Genomic DNA, 25,229 nt, shown 5'->3' on the forward strand with positions numbered 1-25,229 from the left:
CACGGCGCGCGCAACATCGCGTGCGAACCGTGACAGAGTGGCGCGCCTTTGCCCACCCTACTCCGTCCCATACACATCCGTGATCATCAGCATCGGCCCCAGCCCTCGTAAGACCATGTCACAAGTCGCAACAGCCTCGTTCACCCATGACTCGATCCGCGCGCTGCTGGCGCGCGACGATGCGGAGGCGGTCACGATGTTGCGCGACGCCTCGACGGCGTCCGACCAGTTCATCCGTCGTGCGGCGATCGAAGTCATCGGCCGGCACCCGCGCGGTCACACGCTGGCAGCCGCAATCCATCCGGCGCTCGCAGACTCGTCCGATTATGTGATGCGTGCGGCCTGCAAGGTCGTCGAGCCACGATGCCGTTATCGCCTTGCTGCACAGGAGCGCCGCTGCAACGCGGTGCGCCGCTCTCCGGGCGCTCAACACAATCTGGCGCGGCACCGATTTCCAGCTGGTCTTCCGCATCTACACCGGGGATCCCGAGCGCGTGGTCCGGCGCGAAGCGGCTTGGACCTTGCGCGCGAACGTCGCGAGCCTCGATTGGCTGCAGCTGTTCGAAGCCTTCCGCGTCGATGATCCGCCCCGGCACCGCGTGTGGGCTTGCGAGCTCGCGGGTCAGTTTGGCAATGCCGATGTGGTTGCGCAGATCGAACCGCTCCGCTCTGATCGCGACGGCCACGTGCGGACCGCTGCGGCGGCTGCGACCGACGCTCTCTCGCGGCGCGGGCCGCACGCCGACGTCCGCGCCGAAATGACCCCGTAGTAAGCCGTGACACCCATGCACGACGTCCATCAACTCATTCCGCGCGGAAAACAAGATCTTGATCGTGCCCGCGCTGCCGTCGCCGCGGGCTATCCAGCCGTTGCACCGATCTTGCCGGAGCTGACGGCATGGCTGCAGGACGGCAACTGGCCGGTGGCTCACATCCTTGCGCCGTTGCTGGGTTCGATTGGCGCACCGATGGCGCCGCATGTCTGGGACGTCCTGAAGTCTGACGATGACGTCTGGAAGTATTGGATCCTGTCGTGGATCATGCCGTCGCTTCCGGAGCAGGTGGTGCTGCAATTCCGTCCCGAGCTCGAACGCCTCTGCCGGAGTCCGACAGAGAATGAACGACGGGAGGAGCTCGACCAGCAGGCGCGCGACGTCCTTGCGGGATTCGGCTGGATCTGACGACAATCTCGGCCGCATCGACGCACAGGTCAGCTCAGCGACTCACTCTGCGATGATGTGACAAAGATCGCGCCGAAGTCGCGGCCGACCGTCTGAGCCGGCCGAAATCGGCCGCGCGAAAGCACTCGATTTGCTAGCGCGCTCAGCGACATGCTTCGAGCGAGTTCAGACGACCGAAAATATCGCTTGCTTTACTTCCGAAAATCGGAAATACTGCGCGCATCCCGTTCTCATGAGAGGGACGCTTCGCGGTCGTCACGGACGTTGAGGGCGGGGATGCGGTGGGCGCGGCGGCTCACAGCGTGCACTCGGTTTTCTCCGAGGCTGGCGCGTGGACGAATGAGCGGCCGCGTACGGCGAAAGCGTATGGTCCTGACCTCCCGACGCTGAGGTCAAGCCCGCGGGGATGATGATCCGCAGGCGACGGGGGCAAGAAAGCCCGGTCCCCGGGGAGAGTACGTATAAGCCGTTCCAACCATCGCGCGGGGAATGCCGGGATGTCTCGGCTGAACCTGTGGTTCCTGCCGCCTGCATTTTTTTACGCAGGCGGGCCATGGGTGCGGCCAGCGCCCGGCATTCCCCGCGCCCTCTCCAATTCATGAGGGCCATGACGATGCATCCCTCGGGCGCTCCTGCGCCGCGAGACCGCGAGCCGATGCCGGCGATCGTTCAACATGACTGAATGCCGATGACGACCGTCGTCATCGCGATCCGACGCATCGGCGACACCGCCGCGCTGCGCCGATCGTGACGCGCCTGCAGCGAGACCGCATCGACGGGAGAGACGTGATGTGCACGACGCAACGACGACTGCTATAGCCTCGCTCATGACCACCACAGCCGGAACCAACCACGCGCCGCCAGCGCCAACGCCGCCCCTCACGCACGACCTCTGGGACACGATCCGCCTCGCCGCGCCGATGGCGCTGACGCAGCTGTCGCAGATCGCGATGATGTCGACCGATCTCGCCTTCATAGGCCGGCTCGGCGGCGACGCGGTCGCGGCGGCCGCTTTGTCGGGCACGGTCTACTTCGTCGGCTCGACCTTCGGCATCGGCCTGATGTCGGCGGTGGCACCGCTCGCGGCGCAGGCGTTCGGCGCCGATGATGCCGGGCTGGTGCGGCGCGCGCTGCGCGTCGGCCTGTGGGCCGGACTATTCATCGCGCTGCCGATCATGCTGATCGCGCTGAATGGCGAGAGCATCCTGCTCGCGCTCGGACAGGCGCCCGGCGTGGCGCATCTCGCGCAGGACTATCTGGCCGGCCTCGTTTGGGGCATCGCGCCGATGCTGTGGTTCATGGCGCTGCGCAGCTTCATGGGCGCGGTGAACCGGCCGGAGCCGGTGCTGTGGATCACGCTCGTCGCGATCCCGCTGAATGCGCTGCTGGTCTATCTGCTTCTGTACGGCCACTGGGGTTTTCCGCAGCTCGGCCTGACCGGCGTCGGCCTCGCGACCTCGACCGTCAATCTGGCGACATTCCTGGCCGCGCTGGCGATCGCGGCCACTCGTCCGCCGTTCCGCGACTATCACGTGCTGGCGCGGCTTGCGCACGTCGACTGGGGCCTGATGCGGCAGCTCCTCGTCATCGGTGCACCGATCTCGCTGGCGTTCCTGCTCGAATACGGCCTGTTCTCGGCGGCCGCCATCCTGATGGGATTGATCAGCACGCCCGCGCTGGCCGCCCACCAGATCGCGCTGCAGATCACGGCCATCCTGTTCATGGTGCCGTTCGGGATCAGCATGGCCGCGACCGTGCGCGTCGGCCACGCCGCCGGACGCAACGACGAGATCGGGGTCCGGCGCGCCGGCCTGATGGCGATGCTGCTCGGCGTTTCGCTCGCGGTGCTGTTCACCGTCGGCATCATCGTGGCGCGCTTCGAGATCGTGCAGCTGTTTCTCGGCGAGGGCCTCGCCGATGCGGAAGCGACCGCGACGCTTGCGGCCACGCTGCTGCTGATCGGCACGACATTCTTCATCACCGATGCGCTGCAGACCGTCGCCGTGGGAGCGTTGCGCGGCATCAAGGATACGCGGATCCCGCTGCTGCTGGCCGTGCTCGGCTATTGGCTGATCGGCTTCCCCGCGTCCTACGCGCTGGGTTTCCACACGTCTCTCGGCGCGGTCGGCATCTGGATCGGACTGTCGGTCGGCACCACGATCTACGCAGCCCTCCTGGTGCTGCGCTTCCTCAGGCTGTCGCGATGACGCTACGCGCCGGCCGTGTCAGGCGACTCCTCCGGCTCCGGCCGATGCGGCTTGCCCGGCGCGGTGCCCGCCCATTCCGCAATCACGCGCTCGAGGTCGATCAGGTTCTGCCGCATCTGGTCGAGCGAGAAACCGAGCGCGAAGAAGCGCTCGGCGGCATCGCCGGGCAGGCCGCGGGTCAGGCCGTCGCTGCGCACCGCGGCGACCGCTTCGGCATAGGCCTTCACCGCGACATGGATCGGCCAGATCGCCGGCGGGCCGGAGCCGTTGCGGATGGCGGCAGCACAGCCGCGCAGGTAGGTCGCGATGGCCTCGCTGACGCGCGTCACCGGCCCCGACAGCCGCGCCTGCAGCTCCGACGGCAGCGGCACTACGCTGGCGCGGCCGATCATCACGACGTCGTGGCGCAGGCGCAGGATCGTGCGCAGCAGCGGGCCAGTGTCGGCGCCCGACGACAGCCGCGCCGAGCGCTCGCGCTCCGCCTCGGCGCCGGTCGCGTTCAACTCGGTCAGCGCGGTGCCGATGCCGTCCTGGATCCGATGCAGCGCATCGGTGTCGCGCCCGCGCGACAGGCCGGCGAGCAATTCGGTCATCGCCGCGGCGATCAGTTCGAGCAGTCGCCCCGCGGCGCTGCGCATCTGCACATGGGCCCGCGACGGCAGCACGATGAACGACACCGCAAGGCCCGTGAGCGCGCCGACCGCGACCTCGAAGACGCGATCGATCGCCGAGCCCAAGGGATCGAGATGCCCCATGGTCGGCACCAGCAGCACGATCACGGCCGTCACGGTGGCGGCATTGAGGCTCGGATTGATCGCGGCGATGAAGGCGAGCGGCGTCACCGCGAGGATCAGCATGCCCAGAAGCTGCAGCTCGCCGGAATGCGGGATCAGCACGGTGATGGCGCCGCCATAGATGGCGCCGCCGATGGTGCCGAACATGTAGTCCCGCGTCGCCTTCAGCGACCGCCCGACGCTGCCTTGAGTCACGATCAGCGAGGTCAGCACCGCCCACAGCGGCAGCTTCAGCTGGAATGCCGTGGCGATGGCAAAGGCGAGCGTCGCCGCGACCGTGCCGCGCACGGCCAGCGACATCTGTGCCTTGCGGGCGCGCACGCCGCCAAACAGCTCCTTGAACGACGCCATCAATCCATCACCTCGAAACAGACCTGCGCGGCGCATGGCAGCCTCCCGCCGGACCAGACCGGCTTGAAAGGCGGAATCAGCTTGCCTACGCTGCTTGCAACAACGTTGAGGAAACACGATGGCCCAGGAAACCGCAACGCTCGCCGGCTATGTCGCCGAGCTGAAATTTGACGATATCCCGCCCGAGGTGCTCGACCGCGCCAAGGTGCTGACGCTCGACTTTCTCGGCAGCGCGATCCGCGCCCGGCGCGAGGCGGAATCGACGCCCTCGGTGGTGAACATGCTGGCGGCGCTGAAGCTGGATGCGACTGGCGAAGCCACGGTGTTCGGCGATTCCAGGACCTGGACACCGGCCGTGGCGGCGCTGCTCAACGGCACGATGGGCCATTCGCTCGACTTCGACGACACCCACGCGGACTCCTCGCTGCATCCGAGTGCGCCCGTCGTGCCGGCCGCCTTCGCCGTCGGCGAAATGGTCGGCGCCTCGGGTCGCGAGGTGCTGACTGCCATCGTCGCCGGCTACGAGGTGTGCTGCCGGCTCGGCAACGCGCTCGATCCGACCTCGCATTATGCGCGCGGCTTCCACCCGACCGCGACGGCCGGCACCTACGGCGCCGCCGCGGCGGCCGGCAAGCTGTTCGGGCTGTCGGAGCAGCAGCTGATCTACGCCTTCGGCGTCTCGGGCAGCCAGGCCGCGGGCTCGCTGCAGTTCCTGGTCAACGGCGCCTGGAACAAGCGCTATCAGGTCGGCGCCTCGGCGATGAACGGCGTGATCGCGGCGACGCTGGCGAAGAGCGATTTCGTCGGCGCCGTCGAATCCGTCGAAGGCAAGCACGGCCTGCTGTTCGGCTATACCGACACGCCGCATCACGACAAAGCCGTCGCAGGTCTCGGCACGACCTATGAGACGATGAAGATCGGCGTGAAGCCCTATCCGAGCTGCCGCTACACGCACGCTGCGATCGACGCCATCATCGCGCTCCGCCGCGAGCACAATCTGACGCCGGACCAGGTCAAGCGCGTCGAGATCGGCCTGCATCGCAATGGCATCACCCTGACCGGCGATGCCGCGACCAAGCGGCATCCGACCTCGATCGTCGGCGGCCAGTTCTCGATGTTCTTCACCGGCGCGCTGGCGCTCGACCAGGGCCGCTTCGGCTGGGACGACTACACGAGGCTTGGCGACACTGCGCTCAATGCGCTCGCCGACAAGTTCGATGTCGTGCAGGACGACAAGCTCGAAATCGGCCGCAGCCATCCGTTCGGCGCGCGCGTCACCATCACCACCGAGGACGGCGTGCACGAGCGGCTGCACGACGATCCCTCCGGCGAGCCGACGTCGTTCCCGTCCGCGCAGGCGATGAGCGACAAGTTCATCACCTTGGCCCGTCCGGTCCTGAGCAGCCGCGCGCAGAGTTTTGCCGACGCGATCCTGTCATTGGAACGGTTCGATCGCGTCGCGCAGGCCACCGCGCTGGGGAGGGCGTAACGCAAGCGTCATTCCCCCCGCGTCGCGGACATCACGTCGCTCACGAGCTGCGCCACGCCATCGGCTTCCGGCGGCCAGTTCACGGTGCGGCCGAACCGCGCGATGACCAGGCGCTCGGAGGGGATGACGACCACATATTGGCCGATCGTGCCCTTGGCGAAGAACGCATCGCGCGGCCATCCATGGGAGATCCGGTAGTTGGCGCCAAAACTGTCGCCGCGATTGGTCCAGAAGCCGGCGCCGAGACCGACGAAGGCGCCGGGCGTCGGTGTGCTGACATAGTCGACCCAGCCGGCGGGCAGGATGCGGCGACCGCCGACGACGCCGTCGTCGAGATAGAGCTGGCCAAGCCGCGCCCAATCGCGCGCCGAAGCCAGCATCTGGCTCGATCCCTCCGGCGTGCCGGCGGCGTCGAACTCGATCGTCACGTTGTGCATGCCGAGCGGCTCGAACAGCTCGCGCTGCGCAAAGCGAATGACATCCGCAGCGCTGCCACCGGCAGCGTCGCGGATCAGATGGGAGAGAATGACGGTGTTGCCGTCGTGATAGTTGCTGACCCCGCCCGGAGTGGTTTCGAGCGGCATGGATTCGGCGAACGCGGCGCGGTCGGGCTCGATGAACTTCATGCGGTTGACCGGCTCGAGCGCCGACAACAACGAGGCCTGCAGCGAGCTGCCGAGCGCGAGCCCGGCGGTGTGGCGCAGGAGATGATCGACGGTGATGGCATGGCGCGGATCGCTCTCGCTCCGCCACGCCGCGACCGGAGCAGGCGCATGCAGCGCGAGCTTGCCCTGGCGGACGAGAATGCCGATCAGGGTCGCGGTCATGGATTTGGTCGCGGAGAAGCCGAGCAGGGGCGTGTCGAGCGCAAATCCCGGCGCGTAGCGTTCGGCGATCACCTTGCCGTCCTTGAGCACGACGACGGCATGCGTGCGCCGGAACGGCGGCACGTCCGGCTCGGCAAAGGCGCGGTCGAGCGCCGCGGCAAGGGCGGGCGTTGCCGGCGTCACCAAACGCGGCGGAGCGATGTCGGGCAACAAAGCCGGCGCCGGGGCGACAGGCCGAATGGTCGGCCAGCTTTGCCCCTCGCCATGGTCCATGTGGCAGCCGAGCCCGTCGCGGAACACCGCTCGGCTGCGACCGAGCCCGAGCAGGGTCACGGTGACGTCCTTGGCGGCACGATCCACCTGAACATTCATGGCCCAGGTCAACAGACCGGCGCCGGGCATCGCCGCCTGGGTTTCGGCCAGCACGCTTGCCGGGTCGAGACCGGAGACGAACGTCTCCGAGCACAGCGTGCTGGCCATGAAGCCGGTCGCGACCTGGGGCACGTCGCGGGCCCGGACGGCACCGATGGCGAGGGCAGACAGCGCGACGGTCGAAACGAAGACGAGAAGCAGGCGGCGGCGGGTCATGGCAAGCTCCGGAGGATGGACTTGCCGGACGACACCGCAGCTTCGGCCGAACGGCTCGCCGATTTCGAAACCTGCAGCCGCCGGAATTGGCTGCCACCTCGCCGATTTCGAAATTCTCCTTTGATTTCAACTCCTCGAAGATCACGCCGCGGCCAGCCTCAGGCGGCGGAACTCGGTCGGAGTCACCCCGGTCGCGGCCTTGAAGGCGCGGTTGAACGGGCCGAGCGACTGGAACCCGGCGTCCATGGCGATGGTGATGACGGGCACCTCGGCCTGGCCGGGATCGGCGAGCGCGGCCTTGGCTTCCTCGATGCGGTGGTTGTTCAGGAAGGTGTTGAAGTTGCGGTAGCCGAGCTCGCCATTGATCAGCCGCCGCAACCGGTACTCGGGAATGGACAGCTTGGTGGCCAGCATGCCGATGGTGACGTTCTCCTGGCGATAGATCCGCTCGTCCGCCATCAGCCGCGTCAGCGCCACGACCAGCTTGCGGTTGGCGACCGTCTCGGCGACGGCGGCCGGCGCCGGTGCCTCTGTGACGGCCCGCGGCGTCTCCGGAGCGAACACATCGCCGGCACCGACCTTCAACAGCATCAGCGCGACGGCGCCGACGACGGCCAGCAGCATTGCCGCGTTGATCACATTCACCAGCTCCGACGGGCCGCTGCCGCCGGCCGCGATCTGCAGCAGCGCACTGACGCCACCATACGACAGCGCCGCGATGACGACGAAGGCGCGGACACGCCGCCGCCCCTCGACGAGATCAGCCGACCACGAGCGGATCGTCTGCGCCAGGGTCAAGCCAACGAAGCCGAGCGCCAGCAGATTGTTCGCGACGATGACGAGCCGCGCATGGCCGGCCGGGCCGAGCACGAGGCAACTGATCAGGCTGAAGCCGAACACCGCAAGCCAGATCGCGCCATGCGCCCAGCGCAACCGAAAGCCGTCATCGAACAGCGCGCGGCAGAACAGCCAGAGCACGACGACGTCGGATGTCGCGACCGCAATCAACGGCGCGAACGCCAGCGACGGCGCCGCGCTGCCGCCGATGTTGAACGTCGCCGCATGCGCTGCCGAGCCGAGCGCCAAGGCGACGGCAAGCCGGCCGACCGGCTGCCTGTTGAGCTCGCGCCACAGCGACGCCGCCAGCACGGCCAGCAACGCTGTCGCGGCGGCGCGGAACGCGAGGTCGAGGCTTTCGAGCGGCATCATCACAAATCCGTTTGCAACGGTGGAACTCTAGGCCGGAGCTGCGTTCCGTTCAAATCACGCGGGCGCCGCGACCTCGTGCCCTGCCCGGGCCTCGGCGAAGCTGCTAAGCTCCGAGCATCACATCTCAGGAGCGCCCCATGAGCTGGCAGCCATCGATCGATCCCGAATTCGGCGATCCCGCCTCCTGCGATGCGCTGGAGCATGTCATCGTGCCGCGCACCCGCGATCTCGGCGACGGCTTTGCGGTGCGCCGCGCGCTGCCGCATGGCAGGCGCCAGATGGTCGGACCGTTCATCTTCTTCGATCATTTCGGCCCGGTGCAGTTCGTCTCCGGCAAGGGCATGGACGTGCGGCCGCATCCGCATATCGGGCTCGCCACCGTGACCTATCTGTTCGACGGCGCCATCATGCATCGCGACAGCGAGGGCAACGTCCAGGAGATCCAGCCTGGCGCCATGAACCTGATGACCGCCGGGCGCGGCATCGCGCATTCCGAGCGCACGCCCGACCTGCAGCGGCAGAACGGCCAGCAGATGCTCGGCCTGCAGAGCTGGATCGCGCTGCCGGTCGAGTCCGAGGAGATCGCGCCGAGCTTCCAGCACTACGCGGCGGGCGCGCTGCCGACCGTCAGCGACACCGGCTTCTCGGCACGGATCATCGCCGGCAAGGCGTTCGGGAAAGCGTCGCCGGTGACGATGGTGTCGCCGTGGTTCTATGTCGAGGTGACGGCGCAGGCCGACACGGTGGTGCCGCTCGATCCCGATCACGAGGAGCGCGCCATCTACATCGTCGACGGCGAGGTCGAGATCGCGCGCGAGCGCCATGAGGGGCCGCGGCTCCTGATCTTCCGCCCCGGCGACGCCATCAGCGTCCGCACCGTCAAGCCGACCCGGATGATGTTCTTGGGCGGCGACGCGCTGGAGGGACCGCGCCACGTCTGGTGGAATTTCGTCTCCTCCAGCAAGGAGCGCATCGAGCAGGCCAAGCAGGACTGGAAAACCGGCCGCTTCGCCGCCGTTCCGCAGGAGCATGAGTTCATTCCGTTGCCGGAATAGGCTATGGGGAGCGATGCTCCCTTTCGAAGGCCAGACAAGATGACCACGCTTCTCGCCAGCAATCTACCGCTTCCGCAGATCGGCCGCGGCAAGGTCCGCGACATCTATGCCGTCGGCGACGACCGCGTGCTGCTGCTGACCACCGACCGCATCTCCGCCTTCGACGTCGTGATGAACGAGACCATCCCGATGAAGGGCGCGGTGCTGACGCAGATCTCGGCGTACTGGTTCAACGCGCTCGAAGGCGTCGTGCATCACCACATGATCTCGGCCGACACGGATGCGATCATCGCCGAAGTGCCGGCGCTCGCGCCGCATCGCGAGGAGATTCTCGGACGCGCGATGCTGTGCAAGCGCACCACCGTGTTTCCGATCGAATGCGTGATCCGCGGCTATCTCTCCGGCTCGGCCTGGAAGGAATATGCCGCGAGCGGCACGCTCGCCGGCGAGCAACTGCCGCCGGGCCTGGTTGAGAGCCAGAAGCTCGAACCCGCGATCTTCAGCCCGGCGACCAAGGCCGAGACCGGCCATGACGAGAACATCACCATCAGCAGGATGCGCGAAGTGGTCGGCGACGACACCGCCTACACGCTGGAGAGCATGACGCGGGCGGTCTATACGCTCGGCGAGCGGCTTGCGCGCGAGCAGGGCATCATCATCGCCGACACCAAGTTCGAGTTCGGCCGCGACAAGGACGGCCATATCATCCTGATCGACGAGGTGATGACGCCCGACAGTTCGCGGTTCTGGGCGGTCGACGCGTATCAGCCCGGCCAGCCGCAGCCGAGCTTCGACAAGCAGCCGCTGCGCGACTATCTCGACGCCGAGCGCAAGGCCGGCCGCTGGAACGGCGAGGCTCCGCCGCCGCCACTGCCGCAGAGCGTGGTGGATGCGACGAGCCAGCGTTATCTGGAAGCGTTCCGGCGCGTGACGGGAAGCGAGCTGACGATCTGATTCATGCATCCTGCTATCCGCCGCTGGCACAACGGACGACGTTCTTTTTTCGACATGTGAGCTGAGCTAGCGCGGCATCGGCAGTGTGCCCCCTCGCCCCGCTTGCGGGGAGAGGGTTGGGGTGAGGGGGTACAGGTCTCTCCACGAACACTCCCCGTGCGGCTGCCCCTCACCCCAACCCTCTCCCCGTGAAGAACGGGGCGAGGGAGCCCACCGCACATGTCGCAAGAGATCGGCTCGCACACAGATCGGCAACTCGAATACTCATATCACCGCCAACCGTACACGCCGTTCAAGTTGACGCGGCAAGGCTGAACAAACTCCGCATAGACGATAGACGCACGAAACCCTCCCGCGGCGCGCCTGCGCCCGAGGTTGCTGTCACCAATGCCCTCCAAAATGCCGAGGGCGCAGGGAAGGCCGGACCTCGACTGAGGCCCGTGGCCCGCCTGCTCAAAAAATGCAGGCGGCAGGAACCACAGGTCAGCCGGACGACCCGGCCCTCCCTGCGCGATAGTCTTAACGGCTGCTCCGTGCTCTCCCCGGGGACCGGCTTGTTTGCCCCCGTCACCTCAGCGACACGTCCTGTTACGGATCATGTCACAGCAGGCTTGGCGCCAGCTTCGGGGCGCCAGGACCACACGGCTTGACCGTCCGCGAGCTGTCCATCGTCCAGCGCATCAGCACCTGACAGACCCGCGGCCACCGCTCCCCGCCTCTACGTATCGTGACGACGCGTACGCCCCTCTGCATGAGGACGGGATGCGCGGAATAGATCATGATTTCGGAAAAATAGCAAGCAACTTCTTGCGACGGATTGCCTTGGGCCTCTAAGCCACCCGCTCTGAGCTGGGCCGGTGGCAAATGGTCATCGATGTGTTCCGCGAGCGCATCACGCTCGCTGTTTGTTAAATGCCGTAGGATGGGCAAAGGCGAGACCGCACTGCATCCCAAGATGAGACAGAAGTGGCGCCGTGCCCACCGTTTCGCGGCGAATGCGCGGCGCGACGGTGGGCACGCTGCGGCCTCCGGCGGCCGCTTTGCCCACCCTACAGCTTATCGATTTCGGAGACGGTCTGGTGCAGAACTACTCCTCGAACCCCACGAACACCGTGGCGTCCTTCACCGATTTCCGTTCCGACACCACGGCGTTGGCCGGAAAATCGTGGTCGGGCCAGCCGAGCGCGATGCTCTTCATGATGACCTGGTCGTCGGCGATGCCGGCGTGCTCGCGCACGACGGGCGATTGCATGATGCCCTGGCTGTTGATGACGGCGCCGAGGCCGCGCGACCAGGCGGCGTTGACCAGCGCATTGGTGACGGCGCCGCAGTCGAACGGGGTGTCGTCGCTGCCGTCGAGCGCGCGGTCGTAGGTCACGATGATGCAGACCGGCGCGTCGAACTGGCGGAAGCCGCGCAGCACCCAGTCCTGCCGCTTGTCCTTGTCGTCGCGCGCGATGCCCATTGCCGAGAACAATTGTTTGGCGACCTGCACCTGGCGGTCACGATGCGCGCCGGCAAACGGCTGGCCGATGCGGAATTCGCGCGATTGCGGGACGCCGGCCACCATGCGCTCGGTGTTGCCGGCGCGGATGCGATTCAACGGCTCGCCGGTGATCACGTAGAAATTCCAGGGCTGGCTGTTCATCGACGACGGCGCGCGCATCGCGAGCGTGATGATCTCCTCGATGAGCTCCCGTGGCACGGGATCCGGCTTGTAGCCGCGGATGCTGCGGCGGCCGAGGATGACGTCGTCGAACTGCATGGATACGGACTTCCCGGGATGATCGTTGAACAGGCCGCGATATTCGCGGCTTTCCGGTTCCGCCGCAAGACTCACGCGCCGCGCTGGCGATGCTCGGCGTTCAACATCGACAGCACCGTCGCTGCCAAGTCGGCAGGACGTTCCACGATACGGTCTGCGCCGGCCGTTTCGAGTTCGTCGCGGCTACCATAGCCCCAGAGCACGCCGAGGCTGCGCATCCTGACCGCATGGGCGCCGGCAATGTCGTGCCGGCGGTCGCCGACCATGAGGCTATCGCGCGCCGCGATATTCCGCATCGTGAGAATATGCGCCAACAGCTCCGGCTTGTGATCGAGCGCACCCGACGGCACCGAGCCGTGGATGGCCTCGAACAGTGGTGCCAGACCAAGGTGCTCCAGGATGCGGCGCGCGAACTCTTCGCGCTTCGACGTTGCGAGATAGAGCCGCAGGCCAGCGCCGTGCAACTGCTGAAGCGCGTCGCGGATGCCGGGATAGAGCTCGCTGCCGAACAGCCCGCTCTCGCCATAGTGCCGGCGATAGGCCGCGACCGCCGCATCGACGCGATCATCGCCGTAGGCCTGCAGCAGCACGCGAAGCATGTCCTGCAAGGGCGGCCCGATCACGCTGCGCACATCGAGCGTGTCATCCGGCGCGTGCCCCAGTTGGCGCAACGCCGCCAACGTGCTTGCGGCGATGCCGGGCTGCGAGTCGATCAGGGTGCCGTCGAGGTCGAGGAGAACGGAAGGAACGAGGGCCATGCAAGACCCTAGCTGCTGGCGCAAAACGCGTAAAACGGCTGCGATCCCGGTGATTGCAAGCTTAGGCAGCACCTTGATGATCCGAGTCACCTCAACGGCTGCAGTGCGCTCCCCTCCCCCGCGCCGCATCGCGCCAGCGAAGCCGGCTTGCGATCGGACCAAAGTCATGACGCCGTGAACACCCATTCGAGCGCGGCATTCTGTGCGTGCAGCAGAAACGACTTTGCCTGCACCACCCGACAGGCGCGATGCCGCATGGCATCGTCGGACACCTCCTGCCCTCGGGTCACCGGCGGACAAGGCAGGAAGTCCAGATCCGGACCGAGACCATCCAGCAGCGCTGCGGTGATTTGATAGTCCTGCAAGGCAGCGGCCTCGTCGTCTCCCGGCCAGCAATCGGTGACGATCACGTCGGCGTCCTGCAATTCGCCGAGATCGGTCGTCACGTGAAAGCGCGGCGACTCTCCCGGCGCATGCCAGCGCGCCGGATAGACCTGGACGACATCGATCGGAAGCACCTGCGCGGCCTCGATCCACGATCCCAGGATATTCGCGGCCGGCGCCACCACGGCGATCTTCAAGCCCTCGATCGCGCCGCGCCGATGCCAGAGGAAGGCGAGATCGCCGAGCGTCTCGCAGGGATGATTCTGCCGCGTGCGCGCGTTGATCACCGGGGCGCGCGCCCAGTGGGACAATGCGTAGAGCATCTCGAGCGCGGGCGTACGGCAGACCACGGCATCGAACCAGTTGTCGAGATAGGCGGCGAGATCCTCGACCGCCTCGGTGGCATTGAGACGGATCGGCGTGTGCACGCAGAGGCCGCCCATCGCTTGCACGCCGAGATCGAAGGCGGTGGTGTTGCGCCAGCCGCCATCGTCGACCACGAGCGCAATGCGCCGGCCGGCGAGCGCCTGCGGCATCGCGCGCGCCTGCCAGCAGGCGGCCAGCTCCTGCGCCCGCATCAGCATGCCCATGATGTCAGCGCCATCGAGATCACTGAGGGCCAGGATGTCGCGATCTCCCGTCATGCACTCTCGCCCCATCCAGGGATCACGCAGACCGTGACCGAAGTCCTGCTCGTGTCCGCCATGCGCCGTTCGCAATTGCCCTTGCCACAGCACCAGCATAACCTTCGACAAAAATCCAGGGAAGGAACCGCGCGATGGCACAGATCACCACGATCGAGACCGGGCTGTATCGCATTCCACTCACCGTCACGCTGTCCGACAGCACGCATGGCGAGATGACGGCGTTCGAGCTGATCACCTGCAAGGTGCGCGATGCCGACGGCGCCGAGGGCGTCGGCTACACCTACACGGTCGGCCGCAACGGCTATGCCGTGGCCGACATCGTCAGGCGCGAGATTCCCGACCTCGTGGTCGGCCACGAGGCCGACGACACCGAGGCGATCTGGCATCGGGTGTGGTGGGGCCTGCACTATGGCGGACGCGGCGGGCCGGTCGTGCTGGCGCTGTCGGCGCTCGACATTGCGCTGTGGGACCTGAAGGCGCGGCGCGCTCACCTGCCGCTGTTCCGCCTGCTCGGCGGCTTCGACGCCCGCGTGCCCTGCTATGCCGGCGGCATCGATCTCGATCTGCCGGTCGACGCGCTGCTGAAGCAGACCGACGACAATCTCGCGAAGGGCTTTCGCGCAATCAAGATGAAGGTTGGGCGGCCCGCGCTCAGTGCCGACGTCGCGCGCGTCGGCGCGATGCGCAGGCATCTCGGCGACGGCTTTCCGCTGATGGCCGATGCCAACATGAAGTGGACGGTGGAGGAGGCGATCCGCGCCGCACGTGCGCTGCAGCCATTCGACCTCACCTGGCTGGAGGAGCCGACCATTCCCGACGACGTCGCCGGCCATGCCCGCATCCTCGCCGCCGGCGGCGTGCCGATCGCGGCCGGCGAGAATCTGCGCTCGCTATGGGATTTCAAGAACTACATCGCCTCGGGCGCAGTGTCCTATCCCGAGCCCGACGTGACCAATTGCGGCGGCGTCACCGCGTTCATGAAGATCGCCCGCCTCGCCGAGGCGTTCAATCTGCCGGTGACCAGCCACGGCGCGCACGATATCACCGTGCACCTGCTCGCCGCCTGCCCGAACCGTTCGTTCCTGGAAGCGCACGGCTTCGGCCTCGACCGCTACATCGCCCATCCCCTGGTGCTCGACGACGGCATGGCGCTGGCGCCGACGCGGCCGGGTCACGGCATCACGTTCGACTGGGACGGACTGGCGAAGCTCGCGGGGTGAGGCGCGCGCGCTGCACGTCACGCCTTCGCGGAGGGACGGCTCGCGACCTCATCGTACCATCGCCTGAGATGGCGAAGCTCGGCGGGCGGATCGAGCTTGGCACGGACTGCGAAGTCGGCGGCCACCAGGGCGCTGATGTCGGCGATCGAGAACTCGGCTCCGCAGACGAAGGCATGATCGGCCAGCCGCGTATCGAGCCATTTGAAGAAATGCGCAGTGCGCAGGCGTCCGCGCTCCGCCAGCGCCGGGATCTGATCGAGAGGCAGCGGGCCTGGCAGCGCACGGTGCTCGAGCCCTGGCAGGCTGTTGCGAAAGTATTCCTGGATGGCGACGATGCCGTCCCACTCGATCCGGCGCAGCCAGCATTCGATGATGGCGCGCTGTTCCGGGGTGCGTCCCATCAAGGCGGGCTCCGGGTGCAGCTCCTCGATGTAGCGGCAGATGGCGACGATGTCGGTGATGGCAGCGCCACTGTCGAGCGCGAGCACGGGAACCGTGCACTGCGGATTGAGAGCCCGGAATTCCGGCGCGAACTGCTCACCGGCGCGCAGGTCCATCTGCACGGTCGGGAGAGCGACGCCTTTCTCCGCGAGAAAGATCCGCACGCGGCGCGGGCTCGGGGCGGTCGGGGAGTCATACAGCTTCATGCGCGTCCTCTCTGCTGTCTTGATGCAATCTTTGGGGAAAGCGGCGCGCGGGATCAGGAGGCTGGCTCACTACTCCGCTCCGAACACCTCGTCATCGTCCATGCGCACCGCGCGCAAGGTGCGCGTCCGGCGCCAGTCCTCCTGCTGCGCCGACAAGGCGTAGGTGATCAGCAGCGAGCGGCGGCGCGCGCCACTGTGGTTGCGCGTGGCGCCGTGCAGCAGGTTGACGTCGAACAGCAGGATGTCGCCGGCCTCGCCCGCGGTGACGAGCGCCGACGATGCCGCCTGCGCATCGTCGGCATCGCGGAGATGGGTGCCCGGCGCCAGCTGCGTCGCGCCATTGTCGGGTCCGAACGGATCGAGAAACGCGAGCGCCGAGACCGCGTCGGTGCAATGCCTGTCAACTCCGTCGCGATGCAGCGGCTGCTGACCGCCCTCGGCGAGCGGCTCCCGGCCTTCGACCTGCCCGAGGAAGAACGGCGCCTTGAGGATGTGATGCACGGCGGCGAGCATCAGCGGCAGCCGGCAGACCTGCTGCACCAGAGGATCGAGGTCGACCATCGCATGGCGCCAGTCGCGGCCGCGCGGCACGGGCCATTGCTCCGATGGCCGCGTGCCCGCCTCGAAGGCCTCGCGCAGCGGCGCGATCCACGCCGCCGGGATGGCGCCGCGCAGCAGCAGGTAGCCGTCCGCGTCGAGACGGCGTGCGTCCGTCTCGGGAAGCCGGCCGAAGGCGGTGCGCTGGGAGACGCTGGTCATGGTTAAGCTCGCATGTGTGAGGATCAGGCATTGGCATGGTCGATGATCAAACGCCGTCCGGCAAGAACCCGCTTGCCGTCCCGCAGTCCGGTGACGCGATCAACGGCCGGCTGGGCCGGGACGATTGGTCGCGCGTCGCGTTCCGGTCGCCGCTGGCGGCAATTAAGACATCGTTAAGTCAGTCGACCTACGACTCTTCTCAGCAACGGCCGGAAATGGTCCGGAAACGTGAGGAAAGAGCATTCGGGCTCTTTGGCAGCTCAGATGGCGATCGTTCAAAGCACCAGCCAGATCTCTCCCGCGGCGGAGCGGATGTATCGCCAGAGCAATCTGCTCGGCGAATGGAAGGGCACGTGGACGGCCAGCGGCCAGGCCGTGAGCTTCAAGGTCGTCAACATCAGAGGCGCTGCCGCCACGGTCGAGTACACCCATAACGGCCGCACCGAGCGCGGCATCGGCGAGGTCAACGGCGCGACCATCGACTTCGGCGCGGTCACGCTCGGCACCAAGAACGGCAAGAGCGCCGTGCTGCTGTTCTCGGCCGGCGGCGGCAAGGCCACCGCCATTCTGGACAAGCAGACGCCTCCTGCCGACGACAACAAGCTGGTCGGAAGCTGGGCCGGCTATTCCGGCGACAACGGCATGAGCGCGAACTTTCGCGTGCTGTCGGTCTCGGGCAAAGAGGCGCAGGTCAGCGTGACGACCAACGGCATCACGCGCCAGGGCACCGGCATCGTCTACAAGAACGTCATCATGTTCGGCCAGACCCAGATCTCGACCAGCGACGGCCAGAGCGGCAGCGTCATCTACTCATACGGCAACAAGTCCTACACGGTGCCAGTGAGCAAGCTGCCCAAGACCGCCTGAGCCGGCCTGAGCCGAGAGAAGCTCGAAGCTCGCGCTCCCGCCATCGTCGCCTAGCTGATCTCATGCTGCATTCGCATCATTCGCCTGCCGGCAGAGACCAACAGAGCGAGTTGCGCGCCGAGAAAGCTTCCCAAACCTGCAACGGCGAGATGTTCTGACCAATAGAAGTTCGGATAGTATCCGGACCACAGCGCGAGCCAAAGCAGCAGAAGCGCGGCCAGCACGCTTGCGAGCGTGCGCCGAACGTGCCCTTCGACACGAAGAAACAGCAGCGCGACGATTGCCCCAAAGGCAAGGTCCTTGGCTAGATCGAGCCATGGCGTCGGACCGTCGCAACAACCCCATTGGAACATCCGCTGATCGCGCAGAGCCTGTCCAGACAGGATCTCGGGAATGAACGCCCGCAGATTCGGGGATATATCCCCCCTCGCCGCGATCTCCGCCAGGACGCTTCGAAGCGAAGGGTCCCGGTAGTTCTCGATCAGGTCCCGGCCGAAACCCTCGCGGCGAGACACCGCCAGACTGAGTTCACCCGCAGAGACCAGGTTCTGGTCTCTGAGGCCGATCAGGCCGCGCAGGAAGACCACGTAGTCCGGTATCGCGAGCTCGTACAGTGACAGGATCGCGATGGCGCGCTGCTGGCCGGTAAGCCCGGCCGTGGCCAGTGCGGCAAGACAGTCTGCGACATTTCCGGGCCCATCGTCGGCGAGCGCCTGGAACGACGGAATGGCCAGCAGGAACGTGTAGGACAGAATATCCCCGGCCTCGCGATCCACCCCGCGGACGCGCTCGGCAAAGGCCGCAGCGGGCGGAACGTCACCGGCCGCCATCAGCGGCCTCGGAACGCCGAGAACGAGAAGCAGGACGAGCGCCAGGAGGGCGAGACCGCGTCTGGCCAGCATCCCTGCGGACCGAACTCCGATGCCCCCCGCTCCCGCATGATCCGCCAGGGCTGCAATGCCAGGAGATGGGTGGGACATCGGACAATTCCGCGTTTGGGCCGCCCGGTCCGTCGCGTGGCCTGCGTGACCCTAGACCCCGGCCATCATCACATACTTGATTTCGAGATATTCCTCGATGCCGTGATGCGAGCCTTCACGGCCGAGGCCGCTCTCCTTGACGCCGCCGAACGGCGCGACCTCGGTCGTGATCAGGCCGGTGTTGACGCCGACCATGCCGGATTCGAGCGCCTCCGCGACGCGCCAGACGCGGCCGAGATCACGCGCGTAGAAGTAGGACGCCAGCCCGAACGGCGAGGCGTTGCACATCGCGATCACGTCGGCCTCGTCCTTGAAGCGGATCACGGGGGCAAGCGGGCCGAACGTCTCCTCATGCGCGACCAGCGCGTCCGGCTTGACGTCCCGAAGCACGGTCGGCTCGAAGAAGGTGCGGCCGAGCGCATGGCGCTTGCCGCCGGTGACGACCTTGGCGCCGCCCTTGACCGCGTCGGCGATGTGACGCTCGACCTTCTCGACGGCCTCTTCGTTGATCAGCGGACCTTGGGTGACGCCGCTCTCGGTGCCATCACCGATCTTCATGGCCGCGACCTTGGCAGCGAGCTTCTCGACGAATGCGTCGTAGATTCCCTCCTGTGCATAGAGGCGGTTGGCGCAGACGCAGGTCTGGCCCATGTTGCGATACTTCGAGACCATCGCGCCTTCGACCGCGGCATCGACGTCGGCGTCGTCGAACACCACGAACGGCGCGTTGCCGCCGAGTTCGAGGCCGAGCTTCTTCACCGTGCCGGCGGACTGCCGATACAGGATCTTGCCGACTTCGGTCGAGCCGGTGAAGCCGACGAAGCGCACCGCCGGATGCTCGCACAGCACCTTGCCGATCGGAGGCGCGTCGCCTGTGATGATGTTGAGCGCGCCCTTCGGAAGGCCGGCGCGCTCGGCGAGCGCGGCGAGCGCCAGCGCCGACAACGGCGTCTCGTTCGCCGGCTTCAGCACCACGGTGCAGCCGGCGGCGAGCGCGGGCGATACCTTACGGGTGATCATCGAGTTCGGGAAATTCCACGGCGTGATCGCGCCGCAGACGCCGATCGGCTGCTTCAGCGCCAGCAGGCGCGCATCCGGCTTCTGCGTCGGGATGGTCTCGCCATAGACGCGGCGCGCCTCCTCGGCGAAGAACTCGATGTAGGCGGCGCCGATGTCGACCTCGCCGAGCGCTTCCGTGAGCGGCTTGCCCTGCTCGGAGGTCAGGATCAGCGCGAGGTCGTCGCGGTTCGCAATGATCAGCTCGAACCATTTGCGCAAGGTGTTGGAGCGCTGCTTGGCGGTCAGCTTGGCCCACAGCGGGAATGCGCGGGAGGCCGCCTCGACGGCTTGCGTCGTCTCCGCAGCACCGAGCTGCGCGACCTTGGCGAGTTCGACGCCGGTGGCGGGATTGACGACGGCCAGCACCGGCTGGCCGATCCAGGCCCCGTCGATGTAGCACTGCTCGCGCAGCAGCGACGGATCCTTGAGGCGGTCGCGCAGGCTGGACGCAGCGGTGGCGCGGGCGGCGGTCGATGTCATGGGGCAGCTCCTCGGAAGCGGTCGTTGTCGCCCCGTATATAGCCACCTGCCGGCACCGGCGCACCGCATCTGTGCGCCATGAACGGTACATTCGCGCGGGAAAGCCGCACCTCTATGGCAGCAAATGCGGCGCCCGCACGGCAGCCGTTCAGCGTAGCCTCAGGCCGCGCCGCTCATGTAGGTCTCGCGGCGGCCGATCATGCGCTCGGCGGCAACCTTGGCATCGGCCTTGGTCGAGGTCGCGCAGGTCCGGTATTCGAGATCGGGCATGTTGGCGGGATCGCGGCGGCCAAACCACGATTTCTGGCCGACAGTAAGCGACGCCAAGGCCTGTGCCACGTTGTCGACTGCGCCGAAAGAATGCAGCGCGCCGGTCGCCGCCACGCGTACCTCGTAGATTCCCGGGGTAATCGGCGCCTCAATGTTGTCACCGCGACCCGGCCGCGGATACCGCTTCCACTCACTCCACGTCGTAATCATATCGCCCCCAAGGCGGACGTTGCCGCCAATACATGTCGTTCGGCCGAAAATGGCCGGTTGTTGAACCCTTTAAGGCAGAAATGGTTGCAACTCACAACAGTCCGAAGCCCGTGGCGGGAACATGGCGTCCATGTGCCGGACTCGCGGCTGAGTGGAACTAATCATGATTCTCTAAAAATTTTGAAGCGCTGTGGCATCCGCGGCGACGTTCTCCCGCCTGTCTGTGTTCGCGCCGCATCATCACGAGATCGCGACCGCCCGCGACAGCGGCGATCCTTGCTGCCCGGGCCTGCTCAGGGAACAATCACGTACCGTCAACAAGAACGGAACGGAGGAGACCATGAGCAAGACCGAGATCGACAGCGTGCTGCGGCAGAAGGCGGATGCCCGTGAAATCCCGGGTGTCGTCGCCGTCGCGGCGGACAGCAACGGCATCATCTACGAAGGCGCGTTCGGCAAGCGCGACCTCGGCCGCGACGATCCGATGACTACGGACAGCGTGTTCTGGATCGCCTCGATGACCAAGGCGATCACCTGCGCCGCCGGCATGCAGCTGGTCGAGCAGGGCAAGTTGTCACTCGACGCGCCGATCGGCCAGGTGCTGCCGGATCTCGCCGCGCCGAAGGTGCTCGACGGCTTCGATGCGCAGGGTGAACCAATCCTGCGGCCGGCCAAGTCCGCGATCACCTTGCGCCATCTGATGACCCACACCGCCGGCTTCTGCTACGACATGTGGAACGGCGACATGGCGACCTATGTGCAAAAGGCCGGCACGCCCGGGATCATCACCTGCAAGAACGACGCGCTGAAGCTGCCGCTCGCCTCCGATCCCGGCACGCGTTGGGAATACGGCATCAACATCGACTTCGTCGGCAAGGCGGTCGAGGCCGCGAGCGGCCAGAAGCTCGACAGCTATCTGCGTGACAATCTGTTCGCGCCGCTCGGCATGGACGACACCGGCTTCAAGCTCGGCGCCTCGCAGCGCGCGCGCCTGGTCGGCATGCATGCGCGTGGAGAAGACGGAGGCCTGGCGCCGATCCCGTTCGAGCTCGAGCAGGAGCCGGAATTCCACATGGGCGGCGGCGGCCTCTACGGCACGGCCGGCGACTACATCCGCTTCACCCGCATGATCCTCAACAACGGCCGCGGCAACGGCCATCAGGTGCTGAAGCCCGAGACGGTCGCGGCGATGCGCGACAACCACATCGGCGAGCTGGAGATGACGAAGATGGCCGCGGCCGTGCCCGGCGTGACCAACGACGTCGATCTCTATCCGGACATCGTCAAGAAGTGGGGCCTCAGCTTCATGATCACGACGGCGCAGACCGCTGAGGGCCGCAGCGCCGGCAGCCTCGCCTGGGCCGGCCTCGCCAACACCTACTACTGGATCGATCCCGCCCGCGACGTCACCGGCGTGATCCTGATGCAGCTGCTGCCGTTCGCCGACAGGCTGTGCCTGGAGACCTTCGCGGGCTTCGAGCGCGGCGTCTATGCCGGGCTGGATGCCGCGGGCGGAAAGAAGGCGGCGTGATGGAGTGAGGGCGCGGAGGCGGATGATCGACGGGTCAATCCGCCTCCGAAGCGGCCAACCATGTTGATGTCGTCAACTAACAACTAATACTGAGTTGGCGTCGGGACAGTTCGCGCGCATTCCTTGAATTGCTGGAGTCCGGCCGTGGCGACACGCACGGTGCGCTCTCTCGCCCCGTTCTTCACGGGGAGAGGGTTGGGGTGAGGGGCAGCCGCGCGGGAAGTGTTCGTGGAGAGACTTGTCCCCCTCACCCGGATCGCATCTGACGATGCGGTCCGACCTCTCCCCGCAAGCGGGGCGAGGTAAGAGGCAGCGAGCAAGCCGCTTCAGTGCCGGTCTATCAGCTAAACCTTCAGCCCGTTCTGCGCGGCGAGCTCCTTCAGCGACACCTGCGGCCTTGCGCCGATGTGCTGGATCACCTCGGCCGCCGCCAGGCCGCCGAGCTTGCCTGCGATCTCGTATCCGGTCTTGCGCACCAGGCCGAACAGGAAGCCGGCGGCGAACAGGTCGCCCGCGCCTGTCGTGTCGACCAGCGTCTGAATCGGATGCGCGGGCACCGTGATGATGCCGTCGTTCGACACCACGACGCAGCCCTTGTCGCTGCGGGTGACGATGCCGAGCGTCGCGTCTTCGCGTAGCTGCTTCAGCGCGCCGTCGAAATCGGAGGTCTGGTACAGCGAATGCAGTTCGGCCTCGTTGGCGAACACGACGTCGGCGGTGCCGCCCCGCAGCAGGTCGAGAAACTCCTCGCGATAACGGTCGACGCAGAACGAATCCGACAAGGTCAGCGCCACCTCACGTCCCGCGTCATGCGCGATCGTCGCCGCCTTCACGAACGCGTCCTTCGCCTCCTTCGGGTCCCACAGATAACCTTCCAGATAGACGATGCGCGCGGCCGCAATCTGCGCGGGATCGATGTCGGCGGCGGTGAGGTTCTGGGCCGCGCCGAGATAGGTGTTCATGGTGCGCTCGCCGTCCGGCGTCACCAGGATGTAGCTGCAGCCCGTGGCCGGACCATCCGCGGCGGGCACCGTGTCGAAGGCGACGCCGGCGGCGCGGATGTCATGGGCATACATGCGGCCGATCTGGTCGTCCTTGACCTTGCCCACGTAAGCGGCACGCGCGCCAAGGCTCGCAAGACCGACGATGGTGTTGGCGGCCGAGCCGCCGGACATTTCGGTGGCTGGTCCCATGTCACGGTAAATCGCGGCCGCACGCGCCTCGTCGATCAGCGCCATGCCGCCCTTGGTCATGCCATGCTTGGCGAGAAAGGCCTCGTCGGCCTGCACCAGCACGTCGAAAATGGCGTTGCCGATCCCGAGAACATCGTATTTCGCGTCAGTCATCCACTGGCCCCGTTTACGGCGTTTTGCGAACGCTGCGGCCTATCACAAGCGGCGCTGCTATAGAAGCCTGATGATCCGCTCATTCGTGACTGTGCTCTCAGGAACACTCGCCTCGCGCCTGCTCGGCTTCATCAGGGACGCGCTGATGGCAGCTCTGCTGGGCGCCGGGCCGGTTGCGGATGCCTTTCTCGCAGCGTTTCAACTCGTCAACGTCATCAGGCGATTGCTCACCGAGGGCGCGCTCAACGCCGCGTTGGTCCCGGCATGGCTGCGAATATACCAGCAGGCCGGCACAAATCAGGCGGCAGCCTTCGCCGGGCGCGTGCTCGGCACGGTCAGCGTCGGCCTGCTTGCAGCGACGCTCGTGCTCGCGGCTCTGATGCCGCTCGCGATGACCGTGCTGGCGCCCGGTTTTGCCGGTGACGAGACGCTCACCTTCGCGGTGAGCAATGCCAGGCTGATGCTGCCTTATCTCGCGTTTGCCGGCCCCTCCACCGTGCTGCTCGCGCTCTCCAGCGCGCAGCGGCGCTTTGCCTTGACGGCCTTTGCACCGTTGCTGTTCAACGTCGCGCTGATCGCGATGACGATCGTGCTGCTGATGCAACATCCGGATCCGCCACGCGCCGCGCTGCTGCTCGCTGCCACCATCGGCGCCGCCGGACTGTTGCAACTCGCTATCCTGGCGCAGCGCCGCGGTGGCGCCGCCGTCGCCTGGCCGATACGCGTCTCGGTCGACGCCGAGATGCGCAGCTTCTTCGGCAAGGCCCTGCCCGGCATGGTGGCCAGCGCCGGCCCGCAACTGCTCGCGGTCGGCGGCGCGATCATCGCCTCCGCCACGCCGTCGGCCGTGTCGTGGCTGTACTTCGCCAACCGGCTGATCGAGCTGCCGCTCGGCCTGGTCGGCGTCGCGATGGGCACGGTGCTGGTGCCGGAGTTGACCCGCGCGCTGCACGCCGGTGACCACAAGGCGCTGGCCGAGGTGCAATCGCGCGGCCTCGAGCTCACGATCGGACTGGCGCTGCCCGCAAGCCTCGGCCTCATCATTCTGAACGAGCCGGTCGTTCGTTTGCTGTTCGAACACGGCGCATTCACACGAGCCGATGCGATGGCGACGGCGCAGGTGCTGAGCTGGCTCGCGGCCGCGCTGCCCGCACAGGTGCTGACCAAGGCGCTGCAACCCGCCTTCTTTGCGCGCGAGGATACGAGGACGCCGCTGCACGCCACGCTGATCGGATGCGCCACAGCCATCGCACTCGCATTTCTGCTCGCCCAGCCGTTCGGCACCGCCGGCATCGCTGCGGGATTGGCGCTCGGCGCCTGGGCCAATGCCGCGGTCCTGATCCGGCGCGGCGCCGCCAGCTTCGGCTTCGCGCTATCCCATCAATCGCGCAGCCGCCTGCCGCGCATCGTGCTGGCGGCCGCCATCATGGGCGCGGCATTATGGGCCGTGGAGACCCGGCTCGGAGAATTCTCGGACAGCCATGCCGGCGCGGCCGCCCTGCTCGCCGCTTTGATCGGGGGCGCCATGCTGCTCTATGCGGCGCTTCTGACGTTCCTCGGCGTGGTGAGCTGGCGCGACACGGTCAGGGCGATCCGGCAGCGGCCCGCCCGCGACTTGCACCTTTAAGGCGCTCGTGCCAAACGACGCACC

At 66.9% G+C, this 25,229-nt stretch carries 23 protein-coding genes; 10 read left to right on the forward strand and 13 right to left on the reverse strand.

What is annotated here, in order from left to right; translation table 11 throughout:
* Positions 1–57: 57 nt before the first annotated feature.
* Positions 58–258, reverse strand: a complete 201-nt coding sequence (locus ACQR07_RS21765) for a hypothetical protein (RefSeq protein ID WP_434904213.1) — start codon at positions 256–258, stop codon at positions 58–60.
* A gap of 236 nt (positions 259–494) precedes the next feature.
* Here ACQR07_RS21765 and ACQR07_RS21770 point away from each other — a divergent pair, with 236 nt between their 5' ends.
* From ACQR07_RS21770 to ACQR07_RS21780, 3 genes are all read left to right on the forward strand, one after another.
* Positions 495–770, forward strand: a complete 276-nt coding sequence (locus tag ACQR07_RS21770; RefSeq protein ID WP_434904214.1) for a HEAT repeat domain-containing protein — start codon at positions 495–497, stop codon at positions 768–770.
* Positions 771–785: 15 nt separating this feature from the next.
* Positions 786–1,181, forward strand: a complete 396-nt coding sequence (locus tag ACQR07_RS21775; RefSeq protein WP_434904215.1) for a DUF5071 domain-containing protein — start codon at positions 786–788, stop codon at positions 1,179–1,181.
* A gap of 827 nt (positions 1,182–2,008) precedes the next feature.
* On the forward strand, positions 2,009–3,388 hold the full coding sequence (locus tag ACQR07_RS21780) for an MATE family efflux transporter (protein ID WP_434904216.1): 1,380 nt from the start codon (positions 2,009–2,011) through the stop codon (positions 3,386–3,388).
* A 2-nt stretch (positions 3,389–3,390) separates the two neighbouring features.
* On the opposite strand, the gene ACQR07_RS21785 is transcribed toward ACQR07_RS21780, so the two are convergent.
* Entirely contained in the window at positions 3,391–4,533 is a 1,143-nt protein-coding gene (locus tag ACQR07_RS21785) for an FUSC family protein (protein WP_434904387.1), read from the reverse strand.
* A 118-nt stretch (positions 4,534–4,651) separates the two neighbouring features.
* Between ACQR07_RS21785 and ACQR07_RS21790 the strand changes: the two genes are divergently transcribed.
* Positions 4,652–6,022, forward strand: coding sequence for an MmgE/PrpD family protein (locus ACQR07_RS21790; RefSeq protein WP_434904217.1), 1,371 nt, complete (start codon positions 4,652–4,654; stop codon positions 6,020–6,022).
* An 8-nt stretch (positions 6,023–6,030) separates the two neighbouring features.
* Here the strand turns inward: ACQR07_RS21790 and ACQR07_RS21795 are convergent, their stop codons facing one another.
* Together ACQR07_RS21795 and ACQR07_RS21800 are read right to left on the reverse strand one after the other, a co-directional pair.
* Positions 6,031–7,437, reverse strand: coding sequence for a serine hydrolase domain-containing protein (locus ACQR07_RS21795; protein ID WP_434904218.1), 1,407 nt, complete (start codon positions 7,435–7,437; stop codon positions 6,031–6,033).
* Between the two features lie 141 nt (positions 7,438–7,578).
* Positions 7,579–8,643 (reverse strand): helix-turn-helix domain-containing protein, encoded by a 1,065-nt coding sequence (locus tag ACQR07_RS21800; protein WP_434904388.1) that lies wholly within the window; start codon positions 8,641–8,643, stop codon positions 7,579–7,581.
* Positions 8,644–8,783: 140 nt separating this feature from the next.
* On the opposite strand from ACQR07_RS21800, the gene ACQR07_RS21805 reads away from it, so the two are divergent.
* Complete coding sequence (locus ACQR07_RS21805) at positions 8,784–9,701, forward strand: pirin family protein (RefSeq protein ID WP_434904219.1); 918 nt, start codon at positions 8,784–8,786, stop codon at positions 9,699–9,701.
* A 39-nt stretch (positions 9,702–9,740) separates the two neighbouring features.
* Positions 9,741–10,655, forward strand: coding sequence for a phosphoribosylaminoimidazolesuccinocarboxamide synthase (locus tag ACQR07_RS21810; protein ID WP_434904220.1), 915 nt, complete (start codon positions 9,741–9,743; stop codon positions 10,653–10,655).
* Positions 10,656–11,742: 1,087 nt separating this feature from the next.
* Here the strand turns inward: ACQR07_RS21810 and ACQR07_RS21815 are convergent.
* The 3 genes from ACQR07_RS21815 to ACQR07_RS21825 form a co-directional block, all read right to left on the reverse strand.
* Positions 11,743–12,420, reverse strand: coding sequence for a nitroreductase (locus tag ACQR07_RS21815; RefSeq protein WP_434904221.1), 678 nt, complete (start codon positions 12,418–12,420; stop codon positions 11,743–11,745).
* A 71-nt stretch (positions 12,421–12,491) separates the two neighbouring features.
* The gene (locus tag ACQR07_RS21820; RefSeq protein ID WP_434904222.1) at positions 12,492–13,178 is read right to left on the reverse strand and encodes an HAD hydrolase-like protein; all 687 of its coding nucleotides are present in this window, start codon (positions 13,176–13,178) and stop codon (positions 12,492–12,494) included.
* 164 nt (positions 13,179–13,342) lie between these two features.
* A complete protein-coding gene (locus ACQR07_RS21825) occupies positions 13,343–14,206 on the reverse strand; it encodes an ornithine carbamoyltransferase (RefSeq protein WP_434904223.1) in 864 nt (287 codons plus the stop codon).
* A gap of 134 nt (positions 14,207–14,340) precedes the next feature.
* Between ACQR07_RS21825 and ACQR07_RS21830 the strand changes: the two genes are divergently transcribed.
* Positions 14,341–15,429, forward strand: a complete 1,089-nt coding sequence (locus ACQR07_RS21830) for a mandelate racemase/muconate lactonizing enzyme family protein (protein ID WP_434904224.1) — start codon at positions 14,341–14,343, stop codon at positions 15,427–15,429.
* 17 nt (positions 15,430–15,446) lie between these two features.
* Here the strand turns inward: ACQR07_RS21830 and ACQR07_RS21835 are convergent, their stop codons facing one another.
* Positions 15,447–16,076, reverse strand: coding sequence for a glutathione S-transferase family protein (locus ACQR07_RS21835; protein ID WP_434904225.1), 630 nt, complete (start codon positions 16,074–16,076; stop codon positions 15,447–15,449).
* 69 nt (positions 16,077–16,145) lie between these two features.
* Entirely contained in the window at positions 16,146–16,835 is a 690-nt protein-coding gene (locus ACQR07_RS21840; protein ID WP_434904226.1) for a phytanoyl-CoA dioxygenase family protein, read from the reverse strand.
* A 264-nt stretch (positions 16,836–17,099) separates the two neighbouring features.
* On the opposite strand from ACQR07_RS21840, the gene ACQR07_RS21845 reads away from it, so the two are divergent.
* On the forward strand, positions 17,100–17,702 hold the full coding sequence (locus ACQR07_RS21845; protein ID WP_434904227.1) for a hypothetical protein: 603 nt from the start codon (positions 17,100–17,102) through the stop codon (positions 17,700–17,702).
* A gap of 50 nt (positions 17,703–17,752) precedes the next feature.
* On the opposite strand, the gene ACQR07_RS21850 is transcribed toward ACQR07_RS21845, so the two are convergent.
* The 3 genes from ACQR07_RS21850 to ACQR07_RS21860 all read right to left on the reverse strand — a co-directional run bounded on the left by ACQR07_RS21850 (position 17,753) and on the right by ACQR07_RS21860 (position 20,701).
* The gene (locus tag ACQR07_RS21850) at positions 17,753–18,604 is read right to left on the reverse strand and encodes a hypothetical protein (protein ID WP_434904228.1); all 852 of its coding nucleotides are present in this window, start codon (positions 18,602–18,604) and stop codon (positions 17,753–17,755) included.
* A 129-nt stretch (positions 18,605–18,733) separates the two neighbouring features.
* A complete protein-coding gene (locus tag ACQR07_RS21855; RefSeq protein ID WP_434904229.1) occupies positions 18,734–20,221 on the reverse strand; it encodes an NAD-dependent succinate-semialdehyde dehydrogenase in 1,488 nt (495 codons plus the stop codon).
* A 159-nt stretch (positions 20,222–20,380) separates the two neighbouring features.
* A complete protein-coding gene (locus ACQR07_RS21860; RefSeq protein WP_434869735.1) occupies positions 20,381–20,701 on the reverse strand; it encodes a hypothetical protein in 321 nt (106 codons plus the stop codon).
* A 340-nt stretch (positions 20,702–21,041) separates the two neighbouring features.
* On the opposite strand from ACQR07_RS21860, the gene ACQR07_RS21865 reads away from it, so the two are divergent.
* The gene (locus ACQR07_RS21865) at positions 21,042–22,232 is read left to right on the forward strand and encodes a serine hydrolase domain-containing protein (RefSeq protein ID WP_434904230.1); all 1,191 of its coding nucleotides are present in this window, start codon (positions 21,042–21,044) and stop codon (positions 22,230–22,232) included.
* A gap of 344 nt (positions 22,233–22,576) precedes the next feature.
* On the opposite strand, the gene ACQR07_RS21870 is transcribed toward ACQR07_RS21865, so the two are convergent.
* The gene (locus tag ACQR07_RS21870) at positions 22,577–23,578 is read right to left on the reverse strand and encodes an adenosine kinase (protein ID WP_434904231.1); all 1,002 of its coding nucleotides are present in this window, start codon (positions 23,576–23,578) and stop codon (positions 22,577–22,579) included.
* Positions 23,579–23,648: 70 nt separating this feature from the next.
* Here ACQR07_RS21870 and murJ point away from each other — a divergent pair, with 70 nt between their 5' ends.
* Positions 23,649–25,205 (forward strand): murein biosynthesis integral membrane protein MurJ, encoded by a 1,557-nt coding sequence (murJ, locus tag ACQR07_RS21875; protein WP_434904389.1) that lies wholly within the window; start codon positions 23,649–23,651, stop codon positions 25,203–25,205.
* Positions 25,206–25,229 lie beyond the last annotated feature (24 nt).

Origin of the sequence: Bradyrhizobium sp. HKCCYLS20291, assembly GCF_051167715.1 — a bacterium.
Lineage (GTDB): Bacteria > Pseudomonadota > Alphaproteobacteria > Rhizobiales > Xanthobacteraceae > Bradyrhizobium.